Annotated in this window: 20 protein-coding genes; 3 read left to right on the top strand and 17 right to left on the bottom strand. The window is 69.9% G+C overall.

Annotated elements, in window-relative coordinates; all coding sequences use genetic code 11:
- The first annotated feature begins 7 nt into the window (after positions 1–7).
- Positions 8–799, top strand: coding sequence for a hypothetical protein (locus ACLARN_RS13530; RefSeq protein ID WP_409491716.1), 792 nt, complete (start codon positions 8–10; stop codon positions 797–799).
- Positions 800–839: 40 nt separating this feature from the next.
- On the opposite strand, the gene ACLARN_RS13525 is transcribed toward ACLARN_RS13530, so the two are convergent.
- Complete coding sequence (locus ACLARN_RS13525; RefSeq protein WP_409491715.1) at positions 840–1,673, bottom strand: NAD(P)H-binding protein; 834 nt, start codon at positions 1,671–1,673, stop codon at positions 840–842.
- Positions 1,674–1,766: 93 nt separating this feature from the next.
- On the opposite strand from ACLARN_RS13525, the gene ACLARN_RS13520 reads away from it, so the two are divergent.
- Positions 1,767–2,516: a TetR/AcrR family transcriptional regulator C-terminal domain-containing protein gene (locus tag ACLARN_RS13520; protein WP_409491714.1), complete on the top strand. Its 750-nt coding sequence runs from the start codon at positions 1,767–1,769 to the stop codon at positions 2,514–2,516.
- A 261-nt stretch (positions 2,517–2,777) separates the two neighbouring features.
- Here the strand turns inward: ACLARN_RS13520 and ACLARN_RS13515 are convergent, their stop codons facing one another.
- The 16 genes from ACLARN_RS13515 to ACLARN_RS13440 form a co-directional block, all read right to left on the bottom strand.
- A complete protein-coding gene (locus tag ACLARN_RS13515) occupies positions 2,778–3,596 on the bottom strand; it encodes an FtsQ-type POTRA domain-containing protein (RefSeq protein ID WP_409491713.1) in 819 nt (272 codons plus the stop codon).
- A 25-nt stretch (positions 3,597–3,621) separates the two neighbouring features.
- Positions 3,622–5,031, bottom strand: a complete 1,410-nt coding sequence (gene murC, locus ACLARN_RS13510) for a UDP-N-acetylmuramate--L-alanine ligase (RefSeq protein WP_409491712.1) — start codon at positions 5,029–5,031, stop codon at positions 3,622–3,624.
- A complete protein-coding gene (gene murG, locus ACLARN_RS13505) occupies positions 5,024–6,148 on the bottom strand; it encodes an undecaprenyldiphospho-muramoylpentapeptide beta-N-acetylglucosaminyltransferase (protein WP_409491711.1) in 1,125 nt (374 codons plus the stop codon). Before murG ends, murC begins: the two co-directional genes overlap by 8 nt.
- Positions 6,145–7,638 carry a putative lipid II flippase FtsW gene (ftsW, locus tag ACLARN_RS13500; RefSeq protein ID WP_409491710.1) on the bottom strand — a complete coding sequence of 498 codons (1,494 nt, stop codon included), beginning with the start codon at positions 7,636–7,638 and terminating at the stop codon, positions 6,145–6,147. The genes murG and ftsW overlap by 4 nt, the downstream gene beginning before the upstream one ends.
- A complete protein-coding gene (gene murD / locus ACLARN_RS13495) occupies positions 7,625–9,028 on the bottom strand; it encodes a UDP-N-acetylmuramoyl-L-alanine--D-glutamate ligase (RefSeq protein ID WP_409491709.1) in 1,404 nt (467 codons plus the stop codon). The genes ftsW and murD overlap by 14 nt, the downstream gene beginning before the upstream one ends.
- A 3-nt stretch (positions 9,029–9,031) precedes the next feature.
- Positions 9,032–10,117, bottom strand: a complete 1,086-nt coding sequence (mraY, locus tag ACLARN_RS13490; protein ID WP_409491708.1) for a phospho-N-acetylmuramoyl-pentapeptide-transferase — start codon at positions 10,115–10,117, stop codon at positions 9,032–9,034.
- Positions 10,114–11,646, bottom strand: a complete 1,533-nt coding sequence (gene murF / locus ACLARN_RS13485; protein ID WP_409491707.1) for a UDP-N-acetylmuramoyl-tripeptide--D-alanyl-D-alanine ligase — start codon at positions 11,644–11,646, stop codon at positions 10,114–10,116. Before murF ends, mraY begins: the two co-directional genes overlap by 4 nt.
- Positions 11,643–13,148, bottom strand: coding sequence for a UDP-N-acetylmuramoyl-L-alanyl-D-glutamate--2,6-diaminopimelate ligase (locus ACLARN_RS13480; RefSeq protein WP_409491889.1), 1,506 nt, complete (start codon positions 13,146–13,148; stop codon positions 11,643–11,645). Before ACLARN_RS13480 ends, murF begins: the two co-directional genes overlap by 4 nt.
- 566 nt (positions 13,149–13,714) lie before the next feature.
- The gene (locus tag ACLARN_RS13475; RefSeq protein ID WP_409491706.1) at positions 13,715–15,631 is read right to left on the bottom strand and encodes a peptidoglycan D,D-transpeptidase FtsI family protein; all 1,917 of its coding nucleotides are present in this window, start codon (positions 15,629–15,631) and stop codon (positions 13,715–13,717) included.
- Positions 15,631–16,338: a hypothetical protein gene (locus ACLARN_RS13470; RefSeq protein ID WP_409491705.1), complete on the bottom strand. Its 708-nt coding sequence runs from the start codon at positions 16,336–16,338 to the stop codon at positions 15,631–15,633. The genes ACLARN_RS13475 and ACLARN_RS13470 overlap by 1 nt, the downstream gene beginning before the upstream one ends.
- Positions 16,335–17,294, bottom strand: a complete 960-nt coding sequence (rsmH, locus tag ACLARN_RS13465) for a 16S rRNA (cytosine(1402)-N(4))-methyltransferase RsmH (RefSeq protein ID WP_409491704.1) — start codon at positions 17,292–17,294, stop codon at positions 16,335–16,337. The genes ACLARN_RS13470 and rsmH overlap by 4 nt, the downstream gene beginning before the upstream one ends.
- Before the next feature lie 204 nt (positions 17,295–17,498).
- On the bottom strand, positions 17,499–17,930 hold the full coding sequence (mraZ, locus tag ACLARN_RS13460; RefSeq protein WP_076155107.1) for a division/cell wall cluster transcriptional repressor MraZ: 432 nt from the start codon (positions 17,928–17,930) through the stop codon (positions 17,499–17,501).
- Between the two features lie 676 nt (positions 17,931–18,606).
- Positions 18,607–19,356 carry an ESX secretion-associated protein EspG gene (locus ACLARN_RS13455; protein ID WP_409491703.1) on the bottom strand — a complete coding sequence of 250 codons (750 nt, stop codon included), beginning with the start codon at positions 19,354–19,356 and terminating at the stop codon, positions 18,607–18,609.
- Positions 19,353–19,931: a PPE domain-containing protein gene (locus ACLARN_RS13450; RefSeq protein WP_409491702.1), complete on the bottom strand. Its 579-nt coding sequence runs from the start codon at positions 19,929–19,931 to the stop codon at positions 19,353–19,355. The genes ACLARN_RS13455 and ACLARN_RS13450 overlap by 4 nt, the downstream gene beginning before the upstream one ends.
- Positions 19,932–19,942: 11 nt before the next feature.
- On the bottom strand, positions 19,943–20,476 hold the full coding sequence (locus ACLARN_RS13445) for a DUF3558 domain-containing protein (RefSeq protein WP_409491701.1): 534 nt from the start codon (positions 20,474–20,476) through the stop codon (positions 19,943–19,945).
- 4 nt (positions 20,477–20,480) lie between these two features.
- Positions 20,481–20,834 (bottom strand): hypothetical protein, encoded by a 354-nt coding sequence (locus ACLARN_RS13440; RefSeq protein WP_409491700.1) that lies wholly within the window; start codon positions 20,832–20,834, stop codon positions 20,481–20,483.
- A 285-nt stretch (positions 20,835–21,119) separates the two neighbouring features.
- On the opposite strand from ACLARN_RS13440, the gene ACLARN_RS13435 reads away from it, so the two are divergent.
- Positions 21,120–22,208 carry an AAA family ATPase gene (locus ACLARN_RS13435; RefSeq protein WP_409491699.1) on the top strand — a complete coding sequence of 363 codons (1,089 nt, stop codon included), beginning with the start codon at positions 21,120–21,122 and terminating at the stop codon, positions 22,206–22,208.
- The last annotated feature ends 11 nt before the right edge of the window (positions 22,209–22,219 follow it).

The following is a 22,219-nucleotide window of genomic DNA, read 5'->3' as shown; positions in this document are numbered from 1 at the left end:
GTCCGCGATGAGCTTCTTCACGGACGGTCCGCGCGGTCGCCCCCTGTTCCCGGTGCCGGAACAGGAACTGTTCGGCTACAACGGCCGCCCTTGGGTGGACTCGCCGCACGAGTACATCGTCCCGGCGATCCTGCCCTGGTCGATGCCGCTCGGCCGCGCCGAACGGACCATCGTGGCGCTGCGCGGCATCGAGGTGTGGCCGGAGGCGGTGTCCTTCCAGCTGTCGGTGTACTCGCGGGATCTCCTGCTGGACGAGCCCGGCGAAGGCCTGATCGACCACCGCCGGGTCCCGGACTACAACGCGCTGCTCGTCGGGGTGCTCTTCCCTGACGGCAGCCGGGCCAGTTCGGAGACCATCTCCGTGCCGTCCGCGTCGAAACCGGATCAGCCGGTGCTGCGCGCGCGGGGGCTGGGCGGCACGTCGTTCCACGTCGACCACGAGATCTTCCTGTGGCCGCTGCCGCCAGCCGGACCGCTGGAGTTCGTCGTCCAGTGGCTCGACCGGGACATCGAAGAGACGCACACCTCGCTCGACGGCACCGCGATCCGCGACGCCGCGAAGGAGGCGGGCGAGATCTGGCCCGGCCTGCCCGCACGTGAGGCGCACGGGCTGCCGGTCCGCCGGGTCGGGGCGCAGGCGATGATCACCCCCGCGTGGCCCCGTGAGTCGCAGGCGCCGCCTCCACTGCCCCAGCCCCAGCGGTCGTCCCCGCCACCCCAGCCGCCCGCTCCGGCGACGGCGGACCGGCCGCCGCGTGGTGCGCCGCTGCCGACCCGCCTCCCCCGCCGGGCGCGCTAACTCGTATCTCGCGTGCTCCTAGCCGGAACTCGCGTGCGGCTCAGCGGAACGCTTCGACGTTCGCCGCCGCCCACTCCGCGTAGGTGACACCGGGCCGTCCGGTGAGTTCCTGGACGACGCCCGTCGGCGTGTCCGGGTTCTCGGTGAAGTACGCGAAGCCGTTGAGCAGCCACTCGGCGATCTCCGTCGGGATCCCGGCGTCGGTCCACTGCTTGTTCGCCTCTTCCCGGGTGAGTTCCTGGAAGACGACCTCTTCGCCGAGCGCGGCCGAGATGGCGGCGACCTGTTCGCGCTGGCTGATCGCCGCCGGCCCGCTCAGGACGTGCTTCTTGCCGACGTGCCCCTCGGTCAGGATGACGTGCGCCGCGACGGCGGCGATGTCCCCGAGGTCGATCGGCGTCATCCGCGCTTCGGCGTAGGCCTCGCGGACCACGCGCTCGGCCTTGATCGTCTCCGCCCAGCCGAGGGTGTTCATCATGAACGCACCCGGCCGCAGGAACGTCCAGTCGAAGCCTGCCTCCTGGACCGCCTTCTCGATGATCGCGAACTCCACGCCGCTCGAGTTCTCCTCCGGGTCATCGGCGTTGCTGCCCGACAGCGCCACCACCCGGCGCACTCCGGCCTCCTTCGCCAGCTTCACGAAGTCGTCCACCGTGTCCGCCCGCGGCGCCAGGTACACGGTGTCGATGCCCTTCAGGGCTTCCGGCAGCGTCTCCGGCTTGCCCAGGAAACCCTTGGCGACCTCCACCTGCTCCGGCAGGGCCGCCTTCACCGGGTTGACGGTCAGAGCCCGCACCGGCGCTCCGGCCTTCACCAGTTCGTCGACCAGCAGCCTGCCGACGTTTCCGGTCGCACCGGTCACCAGGATCGTCACGATTCCCCACTCCTTTTCGTACGTCCTACGGGAATGGTTAACCGTACCCCATACGAGAATGTAGAATCCAGTTCTCGGCCGAGTGGAGTGTGGATGGACCTCGAGCGCAGCCTCGATCTGTTGTGGCGTGACCGCGGCGAAGCCCGGCAGCCGTCCAGGGGGCGGAAGCCGAAACTGACCCTCGACCAGGTGATCTCCACCGCCGTCGCGCTCGCCGACAGCGCGGGCGAGGCGACCGTGTCGATGAGCCAGATCGCCAAGGAACTCGACGTCGGCACGATGACGCTCTACACCTACGTCCCCGGCAAGACGGAACTGCTGGACCTCATGGTGGACTCGGTACTCGCCGCGCGTGACCTCCCCGGCCCCGGCGATCCCCGGCCGGACGGCTGGCGCGAGCAGGTGCGGCTCTACGCCGAGCGCACCCTGGCCGTGTTCCGGGCGCATCCGTGGCTGCGCTCGACGTCGATGGTGCGGCCGGTGCTCGGACCAGGGCTGATGGCGGGCCAGGAGTACCTGATCGCGGCGGTGTCGGACATCGGGCTGGCGCCGCGCGAGGCGGCCGCGGCCGCGAACAGCATCGAGATCTACGTCCAGGCGAACGCGGCGCTTTCGGCCGAGACGACCCAGGTCGAGCAGCAGACCGGGCAGTCGACCGACGCCTGGTGGGGGCAGCGGTCGGTGTTCTGGGAGAAGTACTTCGACGTGGAGCGGCATCCGGCGATGACCCGGATCTGGGAAAGCGGGGGTTACGACGCGGAGACCTGCGAAGCCGCCGACGAGACCTTCACGTTCGGCCTGGAGCGCCTGCTGGACGGCATCGAAGCCCTCGTCACCCCCTGACGCCCTCCCCACCACCGCGTTTCGGCACCTACTTGCGGTAGTTGGCAGCACGAACCACCGCAAGTAGGTGCCGAGTTGCGGGGGCCTGGGGCACCGTCGGGAGGGTTCGGAGGTCCCCAATGTGGCATTGGAGGCGCTCAGTGACCCCAATGTGGCATTGGGGTCATCCGCACCCGGCCGGTCGCGCGCCAGAGACCGCGTTTCGGCACCTACTTGCGGTAGTTGGCGACGCGAACCACCGCAAGTAGGTGCCGAAACGCGTCAGGAGACGGTGGGTAAGTCGGGGGCGGAGACGTCGAAGACCTTGCCCTCGCGGGTGAGAAGCGCGGCGAGGACCTTCGCCTTGCGTTCAGTGTCGGCCGAGGTCCCCCAGCGCACCGTCTTCCCGTCGGCCAGCACGAACTCGACACTGCCGGGCGTCTTCGCCGTCGCGGTCGTGACCTGCTTCAGCAACTGCTGCGGGATCACGCCGAGGACGCCGGTCACCGCGCGGGTCACCGGGTCGTCGGCCGACACCAGCGGCAGCTTCAGCTCGGGCAGCCCCGAAGGCCGCTCCTTGACGGTCTTGAACACCACGCCCCCGCCGTCGACGAGGTGCATGCCGTCGCCGCCGGGCCCGCTGTCGAAGAACGCGATCGCGGCGCGTTCGGTCACGGTGATCTCGAGCGTGCTCGGCCAGGACCGGGAGACGTCGACGGTGGCGATGCCGGGCATCTCCGCCACCCGGTCGCGGATCTCGTCGGTGTCCAGGCGCAGCATCGGTTTCTGGTCCGGCACCGCCGCCGCGGTCCGGATCTGGTCCGCCGGCACGGAATTCGCCCCGACGACGTCCACCTGCTGCACGCCCAGCATCGAGCTGAACCACAGCAGGTAGACGAGGGCGACGACGGTCAGCACCGAAAGCACCGCGACCCAGCGCCGCCGCATCTCCTTGCGCTTGACCGGCCGGGTGATGCGACGACGGTCCTGGGCGGACCGCCTGCCGCGCCGGGCCTTCGCCCGTTGAGCCCGTTCGGCCCGGTCCCTGCTCGGACGCCGACCGGGTTCGGCCGGGCGGCGGCGTTCCCCGGTCTGTGTCATGGCTGCCCGCCGGCCGATGTCATGGCTAGCCTGCCCGCCGGTCCAGCTCGGCCAGGATCTCCGGGCCGAGCTGCGTGACGTCGCCGGCGCCCATGGTCACCAGCAGGTCGCCGGGTTTGACCAGATCCGCCGCGAGCTTCGCCGCGACGTCGAACGCGGGCTGGTAGTGCACGGTGGCACCGGAGATCTGATCGGCGATGAGCGCGCCGCTCACGCCGGGTTCCGGTTTCTCGCGGGCACCGAAGACGTCCAGCACGACGACCTCGTCGGCCAGCGACAGCGCGGCCGCGAACTCCGTCGAGAACGTCTTCGTGCGCGAGTACAGATGCGGCTGGAAGACCACGATGACCCGCCCCGACCCGGCGGCCGTCCGCACCGCGCGCAGCTGCGCGTCGACCTCGGTCGGGTGGTGCGCGTAGTCGTCGTACACCCGGACGTCGCCCGAGCGGCCCTTGAACTCGAACCGCCGCCGGACGCCGCCGAACGCGGCGAGCCCTTCGGCCAGTCCTTCGGCGGGCGCGCCCAGCTCGATCCCGGCCAGCAGCGCGGCGAGCGCGTTCAGCGCCATATGTTCGCCCGGCACCGCGACGCGGAGGTCGATTTCCTTGCCCTGCAAGGAGATCCGGACGATGCCACCGTCGGGAGCAGGTGCGAAGTCCATGATCTTGGCGTCGTCCGTGCCGGTGACCGAACGCCCGTAGCGGCGAACGCGGATGCCGCGTTCCTCCGCCTGCGTGCCCAGCCTGTCGGCGCCCTCGTCGTCGCCGCAGACGATGAGCAGCCCGCCCGGCTCGATCCGGCCGAGGAAGTCGGTGAACACCGAGACGTACGCCTCGGCCGTGCCGTGGTGGTCCAGGTGGTCCGGCTCGACGTTGGTGACCACGGCGACCGACGGCGAGTAGGCCAGGAACGACCCGTCGCTCTCGTCAGCCTCGGCGACGAAGACGCCGCCCTCGCCGTGGTGCGCGTTCGCGCCCGACTCGTTGAGGTCGCCGCCGATGGCGAACGACGGATCGAGGTGGCAGTGCATCAGCGCGACGGTCAGCATCGACGTCGTCGACGTCTTGCCGTGTGTCCCGGCGATGCACGCGACGCGGTGGCCCTCCATCAGCCCGGCCAGCGCCTGCGCGCGGTGCAGCACGGTGATCCCGCGTTCCCGCGCGGCCGCCAGTTCCGGGTTGTCCTCCTTGATCGCGGTCGACACGATCACCGAGGACGGACCCTCGGGGAACGCGTCGAGGTTCTCGGCGCGCTGGCCGACGGCGATCTCGGCGCCCTGGGCACGCAGCGACAGGAAAGCGCGCGACTCCTTGGCGTCGGAACCGGAGACCTGGACCCCGCGGGCCAGCAGGATGCGGGCGATACCGCTCATCCCGGCGCCGCCGATCCCGATCAGATGGGCACGCCTGAGCGTGTCGGGGAGTTGATCAGGCACCAGCGGCCTCCAGCACGATCTTGGCAAGGGTCTCGTCGGCCTCGCGGTGGCCGAGACCGACCGCGGCGGCACTCATCTTCGCGATCCGGTCGGCGTCGGAGACCAGCGGGATCACCAGTTCCGCGACCTTGGCGGCGGTGAGGTCGGCGTCGTCCACCATCAGCCCGGCACCCGCGTCGACCGCGGGCCGGGCGTTGACCGCCTGTTCGCCGTTGCCGTACGGCAGCGGGACGAACACCGCGGGCAGGCCGACGGCGGAGACCTCGGCGACGGTCATCGCGCCGGAGCGGCACAGCACCGCGTCGGCGGCGGCGTAGGCCAGGTCCATGCGCTCCAGGTACGGCACCGGCACATAGGCGGGCTTCCCGGGGAACTCCTGGACGACCAGCGTGTTCTTCGGTCCGTGTGCGTGCAGGACACCGACACCGGCGTCCGCGAACTCCTTGGCCGCGCCGGAGACGGCGCCGTTGATCGACACCGCGCCCTGCGAGCCACCAAAGACCAGCAACGTCGGGGCGTCGGGGTCGAGCCCGAAGAACTCGCGGGCTTCGGCGCGCAGCGCGGCCCTGTCGAGCGAAGTGATGGAGCGGCGCAGCGGGATGCCGATGACCTCGGCCTTCGCCAGCGGTGTCCCCGGGACTGCGACGGCGACGCGAACGGCGAACCGCGCGCCGACCTTGTTCGCCAGTCCCGGCTTCTCGTTGGCCTCGTGCACCACGATCGGCGTGCGCCCGCGCGCGGCGAGGTACGCCGGGAGCGCGACGTAACCACCGAAGCCGACGACGACGTCCGCGCCGACGCGCTCCAGGATTTCCCGGGTGCGCTTGACCGAGTCGCGGACCTTCATCGGCATCTTCAGCAGCTCAGGCGTCGGCTTGCGCGGCATCGGCACCGGCGGGATCAGCTCCAGCGGGTAGCCGCGCGCCGGGACGAGCTTGTTCTCCAGTCCGCGCTCGGTCCCCAGCGCGATCACCGTCGCGTCGGGACGCAGGCGCATCACCGCGTCGGCGAGCGCGAGTGCGGGCTCGATGTGTCCTGCGGTGCCACCGCCGGCGACCACGACCACCGGCGCCTTGCCCGCGGCGGATCTCTCGGCACCCTTGACGGGGTTGTTCACCTATGACCTCTCCGGTTTGCGGTACCCCGTTTCGCGGTACCGCGGTTCACTGCCGTTCGCGCGGCCGTCCTCCTGCCGGGTTCCCGCACCGAGCGGCGCCGCTCCTGAGCGGGCGACGGCCTCGCCGTCCTCGGCGCTGGCCTCGCCGCCTTGGCGGCGACGCTCCTGGCCGCGGTGCCCTTGCGCTTGGCGGGCGGGCGGTACGGCTCGGGCGCGGGAAGCCTCAGCAGGCGTCCGAATTTACCCGGCCCCTGCGAACGCAGTGCGGCCACCGCCTCCGGTTCGTGCCGGGCGGCGTTGGCGAGGATCCCCATGATGAGCATGGTGATCACCAGCGACGTCCCGCCGTAGGAGATCAACGGCAGCGTGACCCCGGTGACCGGCAGCAGGCCGACGACGTACCCGATGTTGATACCCGCCTGCGCGACCAGGAAAACGGTCAGCGTGCCGGCGACGATCCGGATCCACGGGTCGAGGTTGCGGGTGGCGATCCGCAGGCCCACGATGGCGACCCCGGCGAACAGCCCGAGCACCACCGCGCAGCCGATGAAGCCGAGTTCCTCGCCGATCAGGGCGAAGATGAAGTCGTTCTGCACGTTCGGCAGGTAGCCCCAGTTGGATTGGCCCTGGCCGAGGCCCTTGCCGAACAGCCCGCCGTCGGCGAGCGCGAGTTTGGCCTGGTTGGCCTGGAAGCCGTCCGCGCTGGTGTCCGGGTCACCGGAGACGAACGACAAGACCCGTGCGAGCCGGTACGGCTCGATGATGGCCAGCACCAGCACCCCGACGAGACCACCCGCGAGGAGGACACCGAACAACCGTTTCGGCGCGCCCGCGAACCACAGCAGGGCCAGCAGCACCACCGCGAGGGTGATCGTGCCACCGAGGTCGGGTTGCATCATGACCAGCGCGAACATCAGGAGCGCGATCGGCACGAGCGGGACGAGCAGATGCCGCCACTGGTTGATGATGTTGTATTTGATCACCAGGATGTGCGCGCCCCAGAAGGCCAGCGCGACCTTGGCGGCCTCGACCGGCTGGAACGCCAACCCGCCGAGCCTGAACCAGCCCTGGGAGCCGTTGACCGTCGACCCGAGCGGGGTCAGCACCAGCACGAGCAGCCCGAGGCAGACCACGGTCGCCGTCGCCGACAGCCGCCGGACGCGTTCCAGCGGTATCCGCAGCCCGACCCAGAACACCGCGGCGCCGATCCCGACGAACATGATGTGCTTGCTGAACTGCGCGTACACGCCGGTGCCGGTCTTCGGGTCGTACGAGGCGACCGAGGACGCGGACAGCACCATCACGATGCCGATCACGGTGAGCACGCCGGTGAGCGCCAGCACCAGGTGGAACGAGGCGAGCGGCCGCGAAAGCCACGCCGTCAGCGCGGTGCGGAAGGCGACGAACGGGCTTTCCTTGCGTTCACGCCCCTCACGAGGCTTGCGCTGCCGTGGGGCGGGCTCTCCCTTTCTTTCCTCAACCGCCGTCACTGGTCTCCCCCGCACCGTCGCGCAGGACACGGACCGCGCTCGCGAACGCGTCGCCGCGCGCGCCGTAGCTCGAGAACATGTCCAACGACGCCGCGGCGGGGGCCAGCAGCACCACATCTCCGGGGCGCGCCAGGGCGCGGGCCGCCTTCACCGCCGCAGTCATGAGGTCATCGTCACCCGGAAGGAGGCTGTTGACCGGGACATCCGGCGCGTGTCGCGCAACAGCGGCGGCGATCACGGGTGAATCGACGCCGAACAGCACGACTCCGCGCAGCCTGCCGGCGATCGAGGCGACCAGTTCGTCCACGGAAGTGCCCTTGAGCTGGCCACCGGCGATCCAGACGACGTTCAGATGCGCGCGCAGCGAGCCACTCGCCGCGTGCGGATTGGTCGCCTTGGAGTCGTTGATGTACCGGACGCCGTCGATCTCACCGATCTCCTCGGCCCGGTGCGGGGCGGGCCGGTACTCGCGCAGGCCCTTGGCGACGTCCTCGCCGCTGACGCCGTACGCGCGGGCCAGCGCGGCCGCGGCGAGCGCGTTGGAGACGTTGTGCGGACCGGCGGGGCGGACGTCGGCCAGCGTGCCTAGTTCGTCGGCGCTGGTCGCCGGGTCGGCGACGAAGGCGCGGTCGACCAGCAGGTCCTCCACGATCCCGAGTTCGCCGGGGCGTGGGGTGTCCATGCCGAAGGCGACCCGGCGGGCGTCCGCGGGCGCGTGCTCGTCGGCGAGCCGGGCGGACCATTCCACCTGGAGGTTGTGCACCACGTTCCGTGAGTGGGCGTGGACGCGGCCCTTCGCGGCCGCGTACTCCTCCATCGAGCCGTGCCAGTCGAGGTGGTCCTCGGCCAGGTTCAGCACCACCGAGGCGTGCGGGGCCAGCGTGGACGACCAATGCAGCTGGTAGCTCGACAACTCCACGGCGAGCACCTCGTGCCCGGCGCGGACCGCGTCCAGCACCGCGAACCCGACGTTCCCGCAGGCCACGGCGTCGACCCCGGCGGCACGCAGGATCGACTCCAGCATCCCGACCGTGGTGGTCTTGCCATTGGTCCCGGTGATCGCGAGCCAGACCGGCGGCTTGTCACGCAGCTGCCCGACGCGCCAGGCCAGCTCGACGTCGCCGATCACCTCGATCCCCGCCTCGGCCGCCGCCACCAGCAACGGCGACGTCGGCCGCCAGCCGGGGCTGGTCACGACCAGCTCGACACCTTCGGGTGGCTCCGAAAGGCCCGGCACCAGTTCGGCACCGAGGCCTTCGAGCTCCGCCAGTCGTCCGGCGTCGCCGTCGGTGACGGTGACCCGCGCGCCCTGGTCCAGCAGGACGGGGACGATCGACTTGCCGGTGACCCCGGCACCGGCGACGAGGACGTGACGACCGGCGAGATCCACCGCTTAACCTCCGAGACCGAGCTGTTCGCTGTAGAACAGGCCGAGACCGAACATGCAGCAGATGGCCGAGAGCAGCCAGAACCGGATGATGACCGTGGTCTCCGCCCAGCCCGCGAGTTCGAAGTGGTGATGGAACGGGGCCATCCGGAACAGCCGTCGCCGGGTCGTGCGGAACACCGCGATCTGCGCGACCACCGAGATCATCTCGACCATGAACAGACCGCCGATGACGATGGCGAGCAGTTCGGTGCGGGTGGTCATCGACAGACCGGCGACGAGGCCACCGAGGGCCAGCGATCCGGTGTCACCCATGAAGATCTTCGCCGGGGCCGCGTTCCACCAGAGGAACCCGACACAGGCGCCGGTCGCCGCGGCGGCCACCACGGCCAGGTCGAGCGGGTCACGGACGTCGTAGCAGGCGGCCTGCGGGGTGACCGCGCACGAAAGGCGGGTCTGCCAGAAGGCGATGACGACGTAGGTCGCCAGCACCATCGCCGCGGTGCCGCCGGCGAGACCGTCGAGGCCGTCGGTGAAGTTCACCGCGTTCGACCAGCCCGAGATGACGATGTAGCAGAAGATCACGAAGAACACCGACGGGAAGGTGATCAGCGCGAGGTCCCGCACGTAGGACAGGCTCTCCGACGCCGGGGTCAGCCCGCGCTCGTCGGCGAACTGCAACGCCAGGATCGCGAAGCCGATCGTGACCACCAGCTGGCCGACCAGTTTCGCGGTCTTGTTCAGCCCGAGGTTGCGCTGCTTGCGGATCTTGATGAAGTCGTCGAGGAACCCGACGATCCCGAGACCCACCGCCAGCGCGAGGACCAGCAGCCCCGACGCGGACGGGCCGCCGGTGCCGTTGCTACCACTGAGCGAACTGATCAGATGAGCCACGAAATACCCGACGACCATCGCGACGATGATCGCGACACCGCCCATCGTCGGGGTACCGCGTTTGGATTTGTGTCCCTGCGGTCCTTCCTCCCGGATCTCCTGGCCGAAGCCCTGCCGGGAGAAGACCCGGATCAGATAGGGAGTGAGGAGGATGGAGACCAGCAGGCCCGCCGCGGCCGCGATCAGGATGCTGATCACGCGTCACCACCGTTCGAGCGTTCTTGAGAGGGGGAAGGGGGTACTACAGGGGAATCTGCGATCGTTGCAGGGGAGGCGAGGACGGCGTCCGCCACCCGCCACAACGCGGCGGCCTTGGACGCCTTCACCAGCACCACGTCGCCCGCGCGGAGCTGATCATGCAGCAGGGCGATGGCGGCCTCGACGTCGGGTACCAGTACCGACTCCTCACCCCAGGAGCCCTCCTGCTGGGCGCCCTGATGCGTGGCCGCGGCGGCCTGACCGATGACCACGAGCTTGTCGATGTTGAGCCGGACGACAAGCCTTCCGATGCCGTCGTGCGCCGTCACCGAGTCTTCGCCGAGGTCGCCCATTACGCCGAGCACGGCCCAGGACCGGCGCTGCGTGCTCATCGACGCGAGTGCCTTGAGCGCGGCCCGCATCGACTCGGGGCTGGCGTTGAACGAGTCGTTGAGCACCGTGACGCCGTCGGCGCGGGTGGTGACCTCCATACGGCGGTCCGAGCGCCGCTCGAGGTTCGACAGGCGGGCGGCGACCTCTTCGGTCGTGGAGCCCATTTCCAGTGCCACGGCGGCGGCGCTGAGCGCGTTGCCGACATGGTGCTCGCCGTAGAGCGGCAGCTTCACCGGCGCCTCGCCGTCCGGGGTGATCAGGCGGAACGACGCGCGTGCCTCGTCGTCGAGGGTGATGTCCGCGGCGCGGACCTGCGCGGACGCGCTCTCGCCGACGAACACCACCCGCGCGGTCGTGCGGCTCGCCATGGCCGCGACGTACGGGTCATCGAGGTTCAGGACGGCGACACCGCCGTCTTCCGCGCTCGGCAGTGCCTCGACGAGCTCGCCCTTGCCTTTGGCGATGCCCTCGCGCGAGCCGAACTCGCCGACGTGTGCGGTGCCGACGTTGAGCACGACCCCGATCCGCGGCGGCGCGATGGCGGCCAGCTCGGCGATGTGGCCGGGCCCGCGCGCGGACAGCTCCAGCACCAGTTGCCGGGTGGAGGCGTCCGCCCGCAACGCCGTCCAGGGGTGGCCCAGCTCGTTGTTGAACGACCCCGGCGGCGCGACCGTCGGGCCGAGCGGCTCCAGCAGCTGGGCGATGATGTCCTTGGTGGAGGTCTTGCCCGACGAGCCGGTGACGCCGACGACCGTCAGGTTGTCTCCGGACAGCTTCTCGATCACGTACCGGGCGAGCTTGGCCAGCGCGGCCAGTACCGCGGCACCGGCCCCGTCCTTGTCCGAGACCAGTGCGAACGCCCGCTCGTGGGTGGCGCCGGCGGCCGGCGGCGGCACGATCACGGCCGGGGCGTCGACCTCGCGGGCCGCGAGCACCGCGACAGCGCCGGACTCAACGGCCTTCGCGGCGAAGTCGTGGCCGTCGACCTTCGCACCGGGCAGCGCGACGAACAATCCGCCGGGCGTGACCTGGCGGGTGTCGAATTCGACGCTTCCGGTGACCTCGGCGGTGCCGTCGGTCCGATGCAGCCTGCCGCCGACGATGGCGGCGATCTCGGCCAGGCTGAGCACGATCACTCTGTCTCCAGACGTCTGCGGATGGCGGAAGCCAGCTCGTCCCGGTCGGAGAACGGGTGCACGACACCCTGGACCTCCTGGCCGGTCTCGTGGCCTTTACCCGCGATGAGCACGATGTCGCCGGGCCGGGCCAGCTCGACCGCGTGGACGATGGCCTCACGACGGTCGGCGATCTCGAGGATCTCGCCGCCCAGCGCCGGACCGGCGTTGCGGGCACCGGCCAGCATCGCCGCCCGGATCGCGGCCGGGTCCTCCGAACGCGGGTTGTCGTCGGTCACGATCAGCACCTCGCTGCGCCGGACCGCCGCCTCACCCATCACCGGGCGCTTCGCGGTGTCACGGTCGCCGCCGCAGCCGAGGACGGTGATGATCCGGCCCTCGGTGCGGGCGCGCAGCGCGTCGAGCCCCTGCGCGACCGCGGCGGGCTTGTGCGCGTAGTCGACCACCGCGGTGAACGGCTGGCCGAGGTAGACCCGCTCCATCCGGCCCGGCACCTCGACCGCGGCGAGCCCGGCGACGATGGCTTCGAGCGGGACACCGGCGGTGCTGAGGATGGCGGCCGCGAGCACGGCGTTCGCCACGTTGAACTCACCCGGCAGCGGGATCTTCGCCGAGGCGGCGAGACCGTCGGGGCCGTGGAGGGTGAACGTCTGCTCCCCCGCCGGAGTGGGCGTCAGGTCGGTGGCGCGCCACAGCGCGTCCGTTCCCGGCTCGGTGGAGACGGTCACCGTGTGCGGGGTGAGGAGTGCGTGGCCCCAGGCGCTGTCGACGACGACCACCTCGGCGGTGGAACGCCCGTCGAACAGCAGCGACTTGGCGGCGAAGTACTCCTCCATGTCCTTGTGGAAGTCGAGGTGGTCCTGGGAGAGGTTGGTGAAGGCCCCGACCGCGAAGCGCGTGCCATTGACCCGGCCCAGCGACAGCGCGTGGCTGGAGACCTCCATCGGGACGTGCGTGACCCCGCGCTCCACCATCACCGCCAGGAGCGCTTGGAGATCCGGCGCCTCGGGGGTGGTGAACCCGCTGGCGAGCCGCTCGCCCGCGATCCGGGTCTCGACCGTGCCGATCAGCCCGGTGGTGAGCCCGGCCGCCTTGAGCCCGGCGTCGACCAGGTACGACGTCGTGGTCTTGCCGGACGTCCCGGTGATACCGAGGACGGACAGCTCCAGCGACGGCTCGCCGTAGATCCAGGCCGCGATCTCGCCGAGAGCGGCCCGCGGGTCCGGGTGCACCAGGATCGGCACGCCTGCGTCGCGGAGCACCGGGCGCTCGGCTCCGGCCTCGTCGGTGAGCACGGCGGCCGCGCCGGCGGCGATGGCCTGGTCGCTGAAGTCCGCGCCGTGGGCGCGGGCACCGGGAAGCGCGGCGAAGAGGTCGCCGGGGAGGACGTGCTGCGCGCGCAGCGTGCTGCCCGTGACCGTCAGCTCGGCCGCGGCCGGATAGTCGTCGCCCCCCACCACGAGCCGCGCGCCCGCCCTGGCGAGCAGCGTGCCCAGCGGCATCGGCTCGATCCTGGCCGGACGAGGGGGTGCGGCGACGGCCTTGACCGGGCTGTCCGGGACCTGGGCAGCCGTCGCGCCGGACCCGCTTTCGACGGCGGGACCGCTGCGGGGATCTGAAGTAGGCACCGACACAGCCAAGGAGGTTACCGGCGCGGCATTCGGGTGACTGAAGCGGTGCAGGGTGTGAGCGCGGCGATCACGCTCGTGGTAATGGGTTTCGCGAGCTCTCCTTGGCACGCAAGGGCTTCCGACTGTCGCTTGAGGACTTCGGCGGTGAGCGTGTCCGAGGTTTCGGGCGGTGCTCGGTGCGGGGAACCGTGCACGGACAGCGACGAGCACTTTCGGGCCCGGGTCGGGAGTCCGTGAAGGCCTCCTTCCCTACTCTCAAGGTAGGCAAGGAGGCCTTCACTACCTCCGCGAGCTTGGTGCCCCGAGATCACCTGCGCCCGGCCGCACTGCGGCTCCGCGATGTCCGGTGCCAGCAGGGCCGTGAAGTACATGAAGGCCCCCTTACTTGCGCCAGGCGCAAGTAAGGGGGCCTTCATGTACTCAAAGCGACCAACACCTCAGGACAGCACCAGCGGGACCTGAGGCGTCGGACCGTCCGAAAGCGGGATCTGGAACCGCTGCGCCAGGTAGGCGGCCACCGAGTGGAACAGCGGCGCGGCCGAGGCCGTGTTCGCCGGCGCGTCGAGCCGGATGCCGACGACGAACCGGGGGTGGTCGGCGGGCAGGATCCCGGCGAAGGTGATGTTGTACAGCGAGTTGCTGTACGTCTTCGTCTGCGGGTCGACCTGCTGGCCGGTGCCCGTCTTGCCCGAGATCTGGTAGCCCTCCAGCGCCGCCTTCGGCCCGGTGCCGCTCTGCTGCCCGCGGCCGGTCTGCGTCACGGCGCGCATCATGTCGCGCACGGTCTTCGCCGCCTGCGGGCTGATCACCTGCACGGTCTTCGGCGCCGGTTCGGGGACGACGGTCCCGTCCGGGTTGACCTTCGCCTTGACCACCCGGGGTTCCACGCGCAGCCCGTCGTTGGCGATGGCCTGGTACATCGCGGCCATCTGCACGACGGTCATCGAAAGCCCCTGCCCGATCGGCAGGTTTCCGAAAGTCGTGGCGTACCACTGGTTGCGCGGTGGCACGACGCCCGGGCTCTCACCGGGCAGGCCGAGACCGGTACGCTGGCCGAGACCGAACTTCTTGAGCAGGTCCGCGTAGCGGTCCTCGCCGATCTTCTGCGCCAGCAACAGGGTCCCGACGTTCGACGACTTCGCGAAGATCCCGGTGGTGGTGAACTGCTGCGCCCCGTGATGCCAGGCGTCCTTGACGACCTTGTCCGCGACCTGGAGCGAACCCGGCACCGACATCGACGCCTCGGGGGTGGTGATGCCCTGGTCGATCGCGCCCGCGGCGGTGACGATCTTGTTCACCGAACCGGGTTCGAACGGCGTCGTCACCGCGCGGTTGTTCAGGTTCTCCGTCTCGCTGCGCGAAGCCGGGTCGTTGAGGTTGACCGTCTTGTCGTTGGCCAGCGCGTAGACCTCGCCGGTCTTCGAGTCCATGATGACCGCCTGGCCGCCCTTGGCCTGCGACTTGGTGACGTAATCGCTCAACTGCCGTTGCAACTCGTACTGCAGGTCGGTGTCGATCGTCAGTTGCAGGTCCGAACCGGGGACGGCGTTCTGGATGTCCCGTTCGGTACCGGGGATGACGAGGTTGTCGTTGCCGTTCCGGGTGTTGACGATCTTGCGGCCCGGCGTTCCGGCGAGGTCGTTGTCCCGTGAGGCCTCGAGACCGTAGCCGCCGTGCAGGTTGTGCTTGGAGACGTCCTTGTCGTCGGTACGCCAGTTCGCGTAGCCGATGATGTTCGCGCCCACCGAATCACCGGGGTATTCCCGCTTCGAGCGCTTCTCGACGCTGATCCACGGGAATTGCTTGACGATCGCGTCGGCGACCGACGGTTCGATGTCGTGGACCAGGTAGGTGAACCCGTCCGGCTTGTGGAACTTGTCCAGCAGTTCCTTCTCGGTGATCACCCCCGGCAGCTTGGCCGCGATCGCCTTCGCCGCGGCCGCCACGTCGGCCTCGAAGGTATTGCCCTTGGTCGGGTTCTTCGCGGCGAAGTCTTCCCTGGTCTTGTGGAGCCAGTTCAGGCTCACCGCGAGGGTCCGTACCTCGATGCTGAACGCGATCTTCGTCCCGTTGCGGTCCATGATGGACCCGCGCTGCGCGGGACTTTCGATCACCGACGCCCGCTGCCGTTCGGCGGCTTCGGACAGCGCACCGGCCTCGAACCACTGCACCTGCACCAGTTTGAGGCCGGCGAGCACCATCACGATGATCAGCAGGATCCGGACGCCGGTGAACCGGCTCGGATGTCCCCCGTTACCCCGCCGGGCGGTGGCGCGGCGGGTCCCGGCGGCGTAGGTCCGCCGCGCGCTCCCCGCCGACCGGGCCCGGTTCTGTGCCGGACGGCCGGGTGACATCACTGACCTCCCTGCGCCGGGGGTGCCGCGTCCTCCTGCGGGATCGCGGGCTGGTCGCCCTCGATCACCCCGTTCTGCGTACCCTCGGCGGGCGGCGCCGCCGCGATCGAGGTGGCGGGGGGCGCGTCGGCTTCGGCCTTCTTCGGCTCACCGACCACAGTGGACTGTCCATCCGGGCCGACCACGATATGCGCGGGGTCGCCGCCGGGCACCATGCCCTGTTCCCTCGCCTTGGGCGCCAGGGAAGCGGGCGACTCGGCCTTGGCGACCTCGCGCTGGAGCCGTTCCTTCGCCTCGGCGAGCCCGGCGTTGGTGGTGCGGAGTTGTTCGAGCCGGTACGAGTCGGCGATGGCCTGCGTGGTCAGCCACAGCGTGCAGGCCACACCGACGGCCAGCATGCCCATCATCATCAGCACGAAGGACGCGCGCGAACGCGGCCAGCGAAGCTTGAGCATCTTCCGCGGCGCTTCCTTGCCCGCGCCGCCCTCGGCGTCGGGACGGTTGCGCTGCTGGTCGCGCTGCAACAGGTCGGCGCGCTGCGCACGGCGCGCGTAGGCGCGTTCGGCCGCCGACGTCCGGCCGCGGGAGGCGCGGGTGGACGTCGTGGTCTCGGTGGTGTCCGGCGTCTCGTCGACCGTGCTGGTCGCGCGGGCACGCCGTCCGGGCGCCGGTGTCCGGCGGCCGCGGGACTTCGCGGGAGCGGTCATCGTGCTCGGTCTCCGATCCGTTCGGCGGCTCGCAGCCGCACGGAGGCGGCCCGTGTGTTCTGTTCGGTCTCCGCCTCGCCGGCCTTCTCGGCCCCTCTGGTGAGCAGTTTCAGTTCCGGGCCGTGACCCGGTAGTTCCACCGGAAGCCCTTCCGGCGTCCGGGATTTCGCCAGTTCCGCGAAGGCCTGCTTGACCAGCCTGTCCTCGAGGGACTGATAGGACTCCACGACGATGCGGCCGCCGACGGCGAGCGAGGACAGCGCCCGCGGCATCGCCCGCCGCAGCACCTCCAGTTCGCCGTTGACCTCGATCCGCAACGCCTGGAAGGTGCGCTTCGCCGGATGCCCGCCGGTGCGCCTGCTCGCCGCGGGGACCGCGTCGTACAGCAGTTCCACCAGCCGCCCGCTGCGGGTGAAGGGTTCCTTCTCTCGTTCCGCCACAACGGCTTTGACGATCCGCTTGCCGAATCGTTCCTCGCCGTAGTCACGCAGGATCCGGATCAGCTCGCCCGGCGGGTAGGTGTTGAGCACGTCGGCCGCGGTGATCCCGGTGGTCGGGTCCATCCGCATGTCGAGCGGGGAATCCTTGGAGTAGGCGAAACCACGCTCGGCGCGGTCCAGCTGCATCGACGAGACACCGAGGTCGAACAGGATCCCGTCCACTCTGGACAGTCCGAGACCTTGCAGCGCGGACGGCATCTCGTCGTAGACGGCGTGCACGAAGTCGACGCGATCACCGTGCGGCGCAAGCCGTTCCGCGGAGAGTTCCAATGCGTTGGGGTCACGATCGAGCGCGACGAGGCGCAACGCGGGAAACGCGGTGAGCAGCGCGTCGGAGTGACCGCCGAGTCCGACGGTCGCGTCGACCAGCACGGCTTCGCGGTCGGAGAAGACCGGCTCGAACAGTTCGACGATACGGTCGAGCAGCACCGGAACGTGCTCGTGTTCGCCTGCCATGTCTTCCCCCCTTTCCTGTAGTGCCGGGGAAGATGCCGGATGCCGTCAGGTCCCTGTCCGCCCGCCTGCTGACCTGGTACCGGGGAAGGTGTACCAGGGCCACTGAGCGGACAGAGGCCTCACGGCATCCGTGTGGGCGGTTCCCGGCGTGTCCGAAGCATGAACCCGCGCCCCCCGACGGCGTGGGTGCTTCCTCGGTCACGTCTAGAAGACGCCCGGCAGAACTTCCTCTCGAGCCTTCGCGTAGCTGTCCTCGTGTTCGTCCAGGTAGCCCTGCCACGCTTGGGCATCCCAGATCTCCAACCTGGTGATCGCCCCGATCACCACGCACTCCTTGTTCAACCCGGCGTAGCGTCGGAGCTCGGACGCGATCGCGACACGTCCTTGCCCGTCCGGGCGTTGTTCGTCCGTCCCGGCGAAGAGATAACGCTGGTAGGCCCGGACCGCCTCGTTCGTGAACGGGGCGTCGGCGACCTTCCTCGCCATCTGCTCGAACTCGGCCCGGGGAAAGACGAAGAGACAGTGATCCTGTCCCTTGGTGACCATCAGCCCACCGGCGAGCGCGTCGCGGAACTTCGCGGGCAGCGTGAGCCGCCCTTTGTCGTCCAGTTTCGGGGTGTGGGTGCCGAGGAACATCGGCTCCACCTCCCTACCGACTTCGGCTGTGAACAACCAAGGCCGGTCACGGGGCTCCCTACTGCCCCACTGCGCACCACCGTACCCCACTTTTCACCACAGTCAACGCGACAAAAGCCGCGACCACTCCGTCGTGTCAGACGTTTTCGCTGGTCAGCCAGGTGGGGCCAGGTGGGGGCGTGGTGGGGGACGGTGGCCAAGATCCCCCTGGGCGGGTATCGAAGCAACCTCATCTATGCCTGATGCGTCCGGATATCGGCAGCCGGAACCCTGCTGTGGGGCGAAGTGGGGGTGAAAGTGGGGAATCCGGTGTGGAGCGGTGGGGGACGTTGGGGACACCGTTTGAGGACACAGTGGAGCGTGGGCGAACGGTCACCGGCGCCCAGGTCACCCCAAGTACATGAAGGCCCCCTTCCTTGCACTAGGCGCAAGGAAGGGGGCCTTCATGTACTTGGGGAAGGTGTGAAGGTCGAGTTTCTCCGGCTGAGCCGAGGGAAGGGGACCTTCACGCGCCATCGCTGCGACTGGCGGGACGGCGGACGTTCCAGGTCCGTGAAGGACTCCTTGAGGGACTCTGGGTCCCTCAAGGAGTCCTTCACGGACCCCGGTAGCACTCACGAGACTGGACGTCATCGGTTCATCCCAGGAATCCGGCCGTCCTAACCGGACTCGCGACTCAGCGGTCAGGATCGAGAAGCCCGGCCAGCCGCGCGGCCAGCCGGGGACCGTCCACCGGCGACACGTTCACCCACGCCTGCCCGCCGCGGCCCTCGGACCGCGCCGCGCAGTACGCGCCGACGTCGGTGTCGAACCAGGTCAGCCCACCGGCCCGATGGGCCCGGCCGTCACGGTCGCGGGTCCGCACGGTGAACTGGCCGGCGCTGTAGACCGGCCGAGCCTGGATCGCGAGTACTTCACGTAACTGACTGTCCGAAGCGGACGACCGGCCTTCGCCGAACACGGGATCTTCGAGGTCGCCGTCGAACCGTGTGGCGGGCAGGCTGATCCCGTAGCCAGGTCCGGGACGCAGTTCCGGCAGGACGCCGACGATCGCGGCGAACACCTCGCCGTCGCCGATCCCGGAAAGCGCGATGGTCTGCTCGGGCTGGGTGGCCAGCACGCCGTGCCGCCCGCGTGCGGCCGCGACGGCGCGGAACGGCGCTTCGGCCGTCATGTCGGCCAGCGCCTCGCATTCGACGTAGACCTCGCCGTGCGCGAGCAGGTCGAGCCGCGCTTCGAGGGCGGCATCGAGCCGGTCTCCGTCATAGAGGCCTCGTTCGGCGAGGTTTTCGTAGACCGCGCCGCGGATCTCGGCACGTTCCGCTTCGGTGCCGCCGACGCTGCGGACGGACAGCGGCCATGGCGGGGCCGCGTGGCCGAGGTCGGACCAGAGGACGTCGAACGCCGAAGCGGAAACGCGGATCAAGACCGCCCCAGCTCGGGCGGCTTCCCGAAGGAGACCTGCGGAGTCAGCGAATGCAGTGAAGCGTCGCGGGTGTTCATCACGTCGACGGCCTTGCGCCTGGCCTCTTCGGCCTCGGCGCGGCGGGCCTCCATCTCGTCGGCGAGCGCCGCGAGGGCCAGCAGGTTCCCGCCCGCGGCGGCACCGCGGATCATCGCGCCCGGATCGAAGTCCACCGGCGGCGGCATGTCCGCGCGGGCCCGCGCGGCCGCCTCGGCCTGTCCGGAGACCGCCTGCCCGAGCGCCGACGAGAGGTCCGCGGACCAGGTCAGCCAGCCGGACGCGGTGGCGAGCACGCCGCGGAGCGCGTCGCCCGCTTCCCCGCGCCAGTTCTCTTCACTGCTGTCGACGAGTCCGGCCAGCTCGGACGTCGCGTCGTGCATACGCCGCGCGAGCGCGTCCCACGCGGCACCGATACCGCCCGCCGCTTCGGGGTCATTGCCCGCTTCGACCTCGGCGGCCAGCGCCTCATGGCTGTAGGCCTCGTACCGCGTGGCCGCGACCGGGGCCTCACGCCCCGGCGTCTCTCCTTCAGGCACGGCAACTTCTCCTAGGGCAGTTTGGGTTCGGCCAATCCCGCCACCGTCACCGCGCGCTCGCAGGCGAGCGTGGTGTCGGTGAAGTTCGTGTTGCTCACGTCGATCTGGACGCTCGCCTTCTCCCCCATGCCGAGCAGGACCGCGCAGGTCCCGTCGGCGGCCTTCTTGTCGGCGACCTTGAGCGCCTGCCGATCGCCGACCTTGATCTTGGTGGCGGTCTTGCGCGCGATTTCGAGGTCGGCCAGCCCGTTCTTCTCGTCAACGGTGACGGTGACGCCGAAGGTCGCGGGCACCGTCCAGTCGCAGGCGCGGGCGCCGTTGATCTCCTTCGGGACGCCGAGCACGTTCAGCCCGGCGCTCGACCGGTCCTGCGGTGACAGCAGCGCGCACGGATCGAGGACGGCGGGTGGCACCGTGCCCGCGGCCGAACCGCCGACAACGACCTTCTCGGTCGTCGGAAGTGGCGCTTGGCCCGCGGCCCCTTGCCCGCAGGCGGACACTGTGAGGACGACGAGGACGCCGAGTGCGAAAAGGCGGGACTTCATGGGTTCAGCCGCCGACACAGTCCACATCCGCCGCCGCTTGTTCATCCTGACGGGTGTACTTGGCCAACGCCTTCTCGATCCGGTTCTTGAGCGCCTCGAGTTCCTTGCCGAACGCGGTGAGAGCCTCGACCGCGGAGCCTTCGGCGCCGATCCCGTACTGCGCCATGAACCGGCCGACCTCGTCCGCGTATCCCCCGCCGAGGGGAACCGTGCGACCGAGCACCTTGGCCTCGCGGACCATCTGGCCGACCACGTCTTGCAGGGCGGAGATCTTCACGTGGGCGTCGGCAGCCAGCTCTGGGGCGACCGCGAACCCACTCAGATCGAACCGGGGTTTGGCGGTTCTCACCTCGCTCATATGCGATTACGCCTCTCCGTAGTCGAGCGACCTCGCACCGGAGCATACGACAAAACCCCGCGTCAGCGGGAGCACCCGAAAACGCGCTCACCTCACTCGATCGAGGTAAGGTCTCTGGTTGCACAGAGTCATCGACTGGGGTTGACGGGGTTCCCCCCAAGAGTTCGCCCGAGTTTGACACACTTCGTGGGAGGCTGACCGCTGCTCGGGGGACCACTCGAGTGAAGAAAAGCTGGCCTTCAGCGGACCTAGCGGACATCCAGCCACGTGGCATCAGGAGGTCGAGTGACGTCGAGAATCCAGTCTGCGACGCCCGGCGAACAGCAGGGTGAGCAGGCAACCGGGCAAGCGCCGTATCCCACGGCCGCAGGCTCGGTCAGCGGCCGGCAGAACGGCCGTGAGGGCAGAGCGTCGCTCGACGAACTGCACGAGACGGCGCGGCGGATCGCCGCCAACGTGGAGCGGGTACTGGTCGGCAAACCCGACGTCATCCGCATCGCGCTCGTCACCTTGCTCGCCGAAGGCCACCTCCTGGTCGAGGACGTCCCCGGGGTCGGCAAGACCTCGCTGGCGAAGGCGCTGGCCCGCTCGATCGACTGCACCGTGAGCCGGATCCAATTCACCCCCGACCTGCTGCCCAGCGACGTCACCGGGGTGTCCATCTACAACCGGCAGACCGGCGGGTTCGAGTTCCGGCCCGGCCCGGTATTCGCGAACATCGTGGTCGGCGACGAGATCAACCGCGCCTCGCCGAAGACGCAGTCCGCGCTGCTCGAATGCATGGAAGAGCACCAGGTCACCGTCGACACCTCGACGTACCACCTCGAAGAGCCGTTCATGGTGATCGCCACCCAGAACCCGATCGAGATGGAGGGCACCTACGCGCTGCCCGAGGCCCAGCGGGACCGGTTCACCGCGCGGGTGTCCATCGGCTACCCCGACCAGCAGGCCGAACTGGCCATGGTCGACGAGCACGCCGGGCACAACCCGCTGGCCGATCTCGAGCCCGTCTCCGACCGCGAGTCGGTGCAGCGGCTGATCGAGACGGTCCGGTCGGTGCACATGTCGCAGGAGGTCCGCCGGTACGCCGTCGAGCTGGTGTCCGCGACCCGGCAGGTGCCGGAGATCCGCCTCGGCGCCTCGCCGCGGGCGACCCTGCAGCTGGTCCGCTCCGCCCGTGCGCAGGCCGCGCTTTCGGGCCGCGAGTTCGTCGTCCCGGACGACCTGCATTCGGTCGCGGTCCCGGTGCTGGCGCACCGCATGGTGCTCACCACCGAGGCACACGCCGCCCGCCGCTCGGCCACCGACGTGGTCCGCGCGATCCTGAACCGCGTTCCCGTTCCGCAGGGCTCCGCAGGTACGAACCACCGCTGATCAAGGGATAA

This window comes from Amycolatopsis sp. cmx-11-12, assembly GCF_046269425.1.
Classification (GTDB): domain Bacteria; phylum Actinomycetota; class Actinomycetes; order Mycobacteriales; family Pseudonocardiaceae; genus Amycolatopsis.
This window is presented reverse-complemented; position numbering and strand designations above follow the sequence as displayed.

Bases quoted from the DNA above. Each gene is read 5' to 3' on its own strand.
- ACLARN_RS13475 (WP_409491706.1), bottom strand. From the start codon at position 15,631: ATGTCACCCGGCCGTCCGGCACAGAACCGGGCCCGGTCGGCGGGGAGC.
- ACLARN_RS13480 (WP_409491889.1), bottom strand. From the start codon at position 13,148: ATGCCGCTGGGCACGCTGCTCGCCAGGGCGGGCGCGCGGCTCGTGGTG.
- ACLARN_RS13470 (WP_409491705.1), bottom strand. From the start codon at position 16,338: ATGACCGCTCCCGCGAAGTCCCGCGGCCGCCGGACACCGGCGCCCGGA.
- ACLARN_RS13530 (WP_409491716.1), top strand. From the start codon at position 8: ATGAGCTTCTTCACGGACGGTCCGCGCGGTCGCCCCCTGTTCCCGGTG.
- rsmH (WP_409491704.1), bottom strand. From the start codon at position 17,294: ATGGCAGGCGAACACGAGCACGTTCCGGTGCTGCTCGACCGTATCGTC.
- ACLARN_RS13445 (WP_409491701.1), bottom strand. From the start codon at position 20,476: ATGAAGTCCCGCCTTTTCGCACTCGGCGTCCTCGTCGTCCTCACAGTG.
- ACLARN_RS13515 (WP_409491713.1), bottom strand. From the start codon at position 3,596: ATGACACAGACCGGGGAACGCCGCCGCCCGGCCGAACCCGGTCGGCGT.
- mraZ (WP_076155107.1), bottom strand. From the start codon at position 17,930: ATGTTCCTCGGCACCCACACCCCGAAACTGGACGACAAAGGGCGGCTC.
- ACLARN_RS13520 (WP_409491714.1), top strand. From the start codon at position 1,767: ATGGACCTCGAGCGCAGCCTCGATCTGTTGTGGCGTGACCGCGGCGAA.
- ACLARN_RS13440 (WP_409491700.1), bottom strand. From the start codon at position 20,834: ATGAGCGAGGTGAGAACCGCCAAACCCCGGTTCGATCTGAGTGGGTTC.